At 72.9% G+C, this 6,620-nt stretch carries 7 protein-coding genes; 5 read left to right on the top strand and 2 right to left on the bottom strand.

The annotated features are described in order from the left end of the window. Together DZF91_RS30405 and DZF91_RS30400 are read left to right on the top strand one after the other, a co-directional pair. The coding region (locus DZF91_RS30405; protein WP_117360526.1) for a DUF3761 domain-containing protein at positions 1–245 on the top strand (245 nt) is incomplete at its 5' end. Between the two features lie 124 nt (positions 246–369). Then, complete coding sequence (locus DZF91_RS30400) at positions 370–576, top strand: hypothetical protein (RefSeq protein ID WP_117360525.1); 207 nt, start codon at positions 370–372, stop codon at positions 574–576. Between the two features lie 40 nt (positions 577–616). Here DZF91_RS30400 and DZF91_RS30395 read toward each other — a convergent pair whose 3' ends face one another. After that, positions 617–1,384, bottom strand: coding sequence for an MBL fold metallo-hydrolase (locus DZF91_RS30395; RefSeq protein ID WP_117360524.1), 768 nt, complete (start codon positions 1,382–1,384; stop codon positions 617–619). A gap of 72 nt (positions 1,385–1,456) precedes the next feature. Between DZF91_RS30395 and DZF91_RS30390 the strand changes: the two genes are divergently transcribed. After that, entirely contained in the window at positions 1,457–2,413 is a 957-nt protein-coding gene (locus DZF91_RS30390; RefSeq protein WP_117360523.1) for a GlxA family transcriptional regulator, read from the top strand. 107 nt (positions 2,414–2,520) lie between these two features. Here the strand turns inward: DZF91_RS30390 and DZF91_RS30385 are convergent, their stop codons facing one another. Further along, positions 2,521–3,735, bottom strand: a complete 1,215-nt coding sequence (locus DZF91_RS30385; RefSeq protein WP_147341460.1) for an alpha/beta hydrolase — start codon at positions 3,733–3,735, stop codon at positions 2,521–2,523. Between the two features lie 179 nt (positions 3,736–3,914). On the opposite strand from DZF91_RS30385, the gene DZF91_RS30380 reads away from it, so the two are divergent. Both DZF91_RS30380 and DZF91_RS30375 read left to right on the top strand, forming a co-directional pair. Next, on the top strand, positions 3,915–4,712 hold the full coding sequence (locus tag DZF91_RS30380; RefSeq protein ID WP_117360521.1) for a methyltransferase domain-containing protein: 798 nt from the start codon (positions 3,915–3,917) through the stop codon (positions 4,710–4,712). Positions 4,713–4,888: 176 nt separating this feature from the next. Then, complete coding sequence (locus DZF91_RS30375) at positions 4,889–6,544, top strand: acetolactate synthase large subunit (protein ID WP_117360520.1); 1,656 nt, start codon at positions 4,889–4,891, stop codon at positions 6,542–6,544. The last annotated feature ends 76 nt before the right edge of the window (positions 6,545–6,620 follow it).

The following is a 6,620-nucleotide window of genomic DNA, read 5'->3' as shown; positions in this document are numbered from 1 at the left end:
CCGCCGGGACGGCGCCGGCGTCGCCCCCGCGGGCGTCGTCGCCGTCCAGGCGGCCCCGGCCGTCCACGCCCGCGGCGCACCGCCCGAAGCCGTCCACACCGCGCCCGCACCGGCCGAGCGCGAAGCCGAGGACGCCGCGCTACCCGTCCGGCGCGACGGCCGTCTGCCGGGACGGAACGCTCTCCTTCTCCGCGCACCGGCGCGGCACCTGCTCGCATCACGGCGGCGTGGCCCGCTGGCTCTGAGCGCCCTTCCCGCACCCCCGCGAGCGGCCCCGAAAATGTCGTAGGCGGTGCCTAGAGTCTGCCTTGTGACGTGGGGGAACACCCCCGGCCGGGCGGTTCGGCGGGGGAGTGGAAAGGGGCTGTTGTGGAGTACGTGAACGGGTTCTCGCGGCAACTCTCCCGGTCCGGCCTGACCGGCCCGGCCGAGCGGACGATCGTCGAGCCGTGGCTCAGCGAGCTGACCCGCCTGCCGCTCAACACCTACGCCGACGAACCGCCGTGCGCCCGTCCCGCCGCCCTCCCTCGGCGCGTCCGGACCACCGCACGCGCCGACAGGCCCGTCCACGCCTGACCCCCTGGCCGCCGTCCGGAGCCTCCGCAAGGACGTCCGGTCAGAGCGTGGCCGACTCGCCGGGGGTGAGGAGGACGAGACGGTCGGTCAGGCCCGCTTCGGCGAACGCCTTGGTGAGCCGGTCGGCGCCCTCGGTGAAGTGCGCCCAGCCCTCGAAGTGCAGCGGGACGGTGTGCCGCGCGTCGAGGATGCGGGCGGCCTCGGCCGCGCCCGCGCTGTCCAGGGTCAGCAGCGCGCCGTCCAGCAGGACCGTGCGGGCCGCCCCGGCGAACAGCAGCGCCACGTCGATGGCGGGGAACCGCTCCGCGACCTCGCGGACGACGTCCAGCGACGCGTTGTCGCCGCTGACGTAGACCGTCGGCAGGCCGTCGCCGGCCAGCACGAACCCGGCGACCTCGCCGGTCACGGCCTCCGCGCCGTCCGGGCCGTGCAGCGCGGGCACGCGGGTGACCCGCAGCGTCCCGCCGTCCGGACGGGCGATGCCGTGGTGCTCCCACAGGCCGAGCGCCGTCGCGCCGGCCACCCGCGCGGCGCTGGACGCGTTGGTCAGCACGAGCGGCACGCGGGACAGGAAGGCGCGGCCCGACTCGTCCAGGTTGTCGGGGTGCTGCTCGTGCGACAGCAGGACGGCGTCGATCGCGCCGACCTCGTCGGGGGAGAGGGCCGTCGGGCCGGTCTTGGTCACCTTCCGGCCGCCGCCGACGACGTAGTCGCGGGGCTCGTCGAACGCCGGGTCGGTGAGCAGCCGAAGGCCGCCGAGCTCGAGGATCGCGGTGGGGCCGCCCAGGGCCGTGATGGAGATCGTCATGTCCCCGATCCTGCCGACCCGGCCGCGCCGGACGTGAGCGGCGAGAAAGCCACCGTGCGATAGATTCCGGCCATGCGTGATCCCCGGACCGTCGCGGTGGTCCTGTTCGACCGCGTGCCCATGTTCGAGACGAGCGTCCCGCTGAGCGTGTTCGGCAGCGATCCGCGCGGCGAGGCGCCCTTCGAGGTCCGCGCCCTGGCGGCCGAGCCCGGCCCGATCCGCACCTCGGCGGGGCTCGTGCTGCACGCCCCGCACGGGCTGGACGCGCTGGACGACGCGGGCATGGTGGTCGTCCCGAGCTGGCGGTTCGGCGAGGCGGAGCCCCCGGCGGACGCCCTCGACGCGCTGCGCGCCGCGCACGCCGACGGCGCGACGGTCGTCGGCCTCTGCCGGGGCGCGTTCGTGCTGGCGGCGGCCGGCCTGCTGGACGGACGCCGCGCCACCACGCACTGGCGGTTCGCGCCCGCGCTCGCCGAGCGCTACCCGAAGGTGCGCGTCGACCCGGCCGTGCTGTTCGTGGACGAGGGGTCGGTCGTCACCTCGGCGGGCACGGCGGCCGGGATCGACGCGTGCCTCCACCTCGTCCGGCGGGAGGCCGGGGCGCGCGCGGCGGCGTCGATCGCGCGGCGCATGGTCGTCCCGCCGCAGCGCTCGGGCGGGCAGGCCCAGTACATCGAGCACCCGGTCCCCGAGCCCGGGGTGGACGACCCGCTCGCGCCCGTCCTGGAGCACGCCGTCCGCAACCTGCACGATCCGGCCATGGACGTGGACGCCCTCGCGCGGCGCGCGCACATGAGCCGCCGCAGCTTCGACCGCCGGTTCCGGGAGGCGACCGGCACGTCCCCGCTGCAGTGGCTGCTGGCGCAGCGCGTCCTGCACGCGCAGCGGCTTCTGGAGAGCACCGACCTGCCGATCGACGCGATAGCCCGGCAGGTGGGCTTCGCGAACGGCGTCGCCCTGCGCCCGCACTTCCGCCGCGTGGTCGGTGTGGCGCCGCAGCCGTACCGCGACACCTTCCAAACGGTCTGACCTGCCCGGACGCGGGCGCCGCAGGGTTCGGAAAGGCCGTGCGCCAAGCGCGAAACGACGTCCGGCCGGTCCCGAGGGAACCGGCCGGACGTCGTTTCGTACGAGGGTCAGAGCTGCTTGGCGCCGATGCTCGCCATGATGTCGGCCCAGTTCTTGTGCATCTCGCGCTTCCAGTACGGCCAGCTGTGCGAGCCCTCGCCGTAGAAGTCGGCCGTGACCGGCACGCCCGCCTCCTTGGCGGCCGTGACGAAGTCGCCGTTGGCTCGCAGCACCTGGGTCTCGCTGAGGTAGCCGATGTCCACCGGGCTCTTGCCGGGCTTGTCGAGCGGACCCGGCGTGCCGTTGCCGGACGACACGAACACCTTCGTCCCGGCCAGCCGCTTCACCAGCGACGCCGGGTCGTGCGCCATCCAGTTCGCTCGGGCCGTGACCGGGTCGCCCCAGATGTCCAGCGGGTTCGTGCCGGAGCGCATGTTGATGTACAGCAGCAGCGCCGGGATGCCCGGGGAGAGCATCGACAGCACGCCGCTGTAGGACGCCGTGTACCTGAACATCCCCGGGTGCCGGGCCGCGTAGGTGACCGCGCCCTGGCCGCCGGACGAGATGCCGATGATCGCCCGCGTGGTGCCCGCGTGCAGGTTCCGCTCGACGAGCTGCCGGACCTCGCTGACGTGGAAGGTCTCCCAGCGCGGGGTTCCGCCGCGTCCGCCGTTGTACCAGTCGGTGTAGGAGCCGTTGGAGCCCTCGGGCATGACGACGATGGTGTTCCACTGGCGCGCGACCGTCGCGATGTCGGTGCTGCGCGTCCAGGACACGAAGGTGTCGTTGCCGCCGTGCAGCGCGTACAGCGTCGGCCAGGTCTGCGTCGTCTTGGCCTTCCAGCCGGTCGGCACCAGCACCCGGACGGTGCGCGTCTGGCCCAGCGCGGGCGACTTGACGCTCAGGTCGACCTGGTGCTTGCCGGACCACTTGGCGGCGGTGACCACCGCGCCGTCGTCGGCGCCGGCCCAGCCCTTCAGGCCGCCGTCGCCGCCACCGCCCGGCGACGGCGTGATGGTCGGCACCGCGGTGGGGACGGGCGTGGACGTCGTGCTGGGCGTCGCGGTGGGCAGCTTGGAGATCTTGCCCTGGGCGGGCGCGGCGGGCGGCTGCTTGACCGGCTTGGGGTCGGACGCGGCGGCCTGCGCGCCCAGGGGGGCGTTGCCCGCAGCGGGCTGCGAGCCGCCCGGCCCGTTCCACGGGATCAGCACGAGAGCGGTCGGCACGGCGGCGACGACGGCCACCGCGCCCACGGCAAGTTTGCGTTCGGTCCTCTTACGCACGTTCGCCCCTTCAGTCGCGAACGTCACGGTAGTGAAAGATGATCGCGTTCGGTTGTTTTATCAGCAAACGTTAAGAATCTGGGATCTCACTATCCGAGACGCAGTTCTCAGAAAATGAGAAACGTGTCAGGCTGCGGGGCACACCGCAGAACCGGCCGACTCCGCGAGAGGGGATCCGGATGTCCGAATACACCCATGGCCACCACCCGACCGTGCTCAGCTCGCACACCTGGCGCACCGTCGGGAATTCCGCAGCCTATCTGGCCGGACACCTCCGCGCCGGGCTCTCGCTGCTGGACGTCGGATGCGGTCCCGGGACGATCTCCGCCGAGTTCGCCGAACGCCTCGCCCCCGGCCGGGTGGTCGCCGTGGACGCCGCCGACGGCGTGCTCCGCCAAGCGCGCGAGCACGCGGCCGAGCGCGGCCTTGACAACATCGAGTTCGCGGTGGCGGACGTCCACGCGCTGGGCTTCCCGGACGACGCGTTCGACATCGTCCACGCGCACCAGGTGCTGCAGCACATCGCCGACCCGGTCCGCGCGCTGGCGGAGATGCGCCGGGTGTGCAGGCCCGGCGGGATCGTCGCCGTCCGGGAGGCCGACTTCGGCGCCTTCACCTGGTACCCGCAGCCGCCCGCGATGGCGGACTGGCTGCCCGTCTACTACAAAGTCGCGCGCGGCAACGGCGGTGAACCCGACGCCGGACGGCGGCTCGTGTCGTGGGCCCGGGAGGCGGGCTTCGCCGACGTCGCGTTCACCTCGACCGTGTGGTCCTTCGCGACCCCGGAGGAGCGCGAGTGGTGGTGCGGGACGTGGGGCGGACGCATGGTCCACTCCAGCCTCGCCGAGACGGCCGTCGCGAAGGGCCACGCCACCCGGGCCGAACTGGAACGCATCCATGCCGGCTGGCAGGAGTGGGCCGCCGCCCCGGACGGCGTCTTCACCGCCCAACACGGCGAGATCCTCTGCCGCCCCTGACCCACCTGTCCCCGCCCGGCCTGTGAGGGCTGGGAGGAGCTGGGGCAGGGCGGGGTAGGAGCCGGGTGAGGTTGGCCACAGCGGGAAATGCGCGGCGGGTGAAGGATGCTCTCCCAGACATCGGCTCCCGACACAGACTCGCTCCAGACATCACCCCGAGGAAGAGGGACAGGCACATGTCCACGCAGGCGGACGCCGCGAAACTGCTGGTCCGCACCCTGGAGGCCGAAGGCGTCGAGTACGTCTTCGGGATCCCGGGCGAGGAGAACATCCACTTCGTCCAGGCCCTGAACGAGTCGTCCATCCGCTACGTGCTCGTCCGCCACGAGCAGGGCGCGGCGTTCATGGCGGAGATCTACGGACGGCTCACCGGCAAGGCCGGGGTCGCGTCCGCGACGCTCGGCCCGGGCGCGATCAACCTCCAGCTCGGCGTCGCCGACGCGCAGACCAACTCCACGCCGGTCGTGGCGATCTCCGCGCAGGTCGGGCTGGACCGCATCTACAAGGAGTCGCACCAGATCGTCGACCTGGTGTCGCTGTTCCGGCCGATCACCAAGTGGTCGGAGCTGGTGCCGACGCCCGAGGCGCTGCCGGAGATCGTCCGCAAGGCGTTCAAGACCGCGCAGACCGAGCGTCCCGGCGCGGTGTACCTGGCGATCCCGGAGGACGTCGAGTCGGCGTCGGTCTCGGCGGACCTCGGCCCGCTGCGGGTCAACGTCGTCCAGCCGCAGGAGCCGTCCGCCGCGCAGATCGCGCGGGCCGCCGACGTGCTGGCGATGGCCCGGCAGCCGATCGTCCTCGCCGGGCACGGCGCGACGCGCGCGCACGCGAGCGAGGCGCTGGTCCACTTCTCGGAGAAGCTGGGCCTGCCGGTCGCGACCACGTTCAACGGCAAGGGCGTCTTCCCGGACGACCACCGCAACGCGCTCGGCGCGGTCGGGTTCATGCGCCACGACTACGTGAACTTCGGCTTCGACGAGGCGGACGTCCTCATCGCGGTCGGCTACGAGCTGCAGGAGTTCGACCCGGTCAAGGTCAACCCGCACGCCGACAAGAAGATCATCCACATCCACGCGATGCCCGCCGAGGTGGACGACCACTACCCGGTCGAGGTCGGCATCCAGGGCGACGTCTCGCGCTCGCTGCGCGCGCTCGGCGACGCCGTGCACCGCCGCTGGGACGTGAACGGCACCGGCCGCCGCATCCGCGAGCTGATGCGCGACGAGCTGGCCGAGGGCCGCGCCGAGGACGGCTTCCCGCTGTCCCCGCGCCGCATCGTCGCCGACATCCGCGAGGCCATGGGCCGCGAGGACATCGTGCTGGCGGACACGGGCGCGGTGAAGATGTGGATGGCCCGGATGTACCCGACGTACGAGCCGAACACGCTGCTGGTGTCGAACGGGCTGTCGTCCATGGGCTTCGCGGTGCCGGGCGCGCTCGCCGCCAAGCTCGCGCACCCCGAGCGCAAGGTGCTCGCGGCGACCGGCGACGGCGCGTTCCTGATGAACTCGCAGGAGCTGGAGACCGCCGTCCGCGAGAACATCCCGATCACCGTGCTGATCTGGGAGGACGACGCGTACGGGCTGATCGAGTGGAAGATGGACCTGGAGCTCGGGCGCAGCTCGAACATCAAGTTCGGCAACCCCGACTTCGTCGCCTACGCGGAGAGCTTCGGCGCGCACGGGTACCGGGTGACGGCGGCGGACGAGCTGCTGCCCACGCTGCGCAAGGCGCTGAACGACGACGGCGTCTCGGTCGTGACCGTCCCGGTCGACTACTCGCACAACCTCCAGCTCACTGACAAGCTCGGCGAGCTGACCGACCCCTTCTAGGCGGTCCGGCCGCAGCCCGGCCCCGCGCCGCCCGGCCCCGCGCCGACCGGCCCGCCCACCGACCGGTCCGCGCGGG

This window comes from Actinomadura logoneensis (assembly GCF_003428695.1).
Lineage (GTDB): Bacteria > Actinomycetota > Actinomycetes > Streptosporangiales > Streptosporangiaceae > Spirillospora > Spirillospora logoneensis.
The sequence above is the reverse complement of the archived record's forward strand: the minus strand, read 5'-3'. Positions and strand labels throughout refer to the sequence as shown.

Excerpts from the sequence above, each read along its gene's own strand:
- DZF91_RS30395 (WP_117360524.1), bottom strand. The coding sequence starts at position 1,384 with ATGACGATCTCCATCACGGCCCTGGGCGGCCCCACCGCGATCCTCGAG.
- DZF91_RS30390 (WP_117360523.1), top strand. The coding sequence starts at position 1,457 with ATGCGTGATCCCCGGACCGTCGCGGTGGTCCTGTTCGACCGCGTGCCC.
- DZF91_RS30380 (WP_117360521.1), top strand. The coding sequence starts at position 3,915 with ATGTCCGAATACACCCATGGCCACCACCCGACCGTGCTCAGCTCGCAC.
- DZF91_RS30375 (WP_117360520.1), top strand. The coding sequence starts at position 4,889 with ATGTCCACGCAGGCGGACGCCGCGAAACTGCTGGTCCGCACCCTGGAG.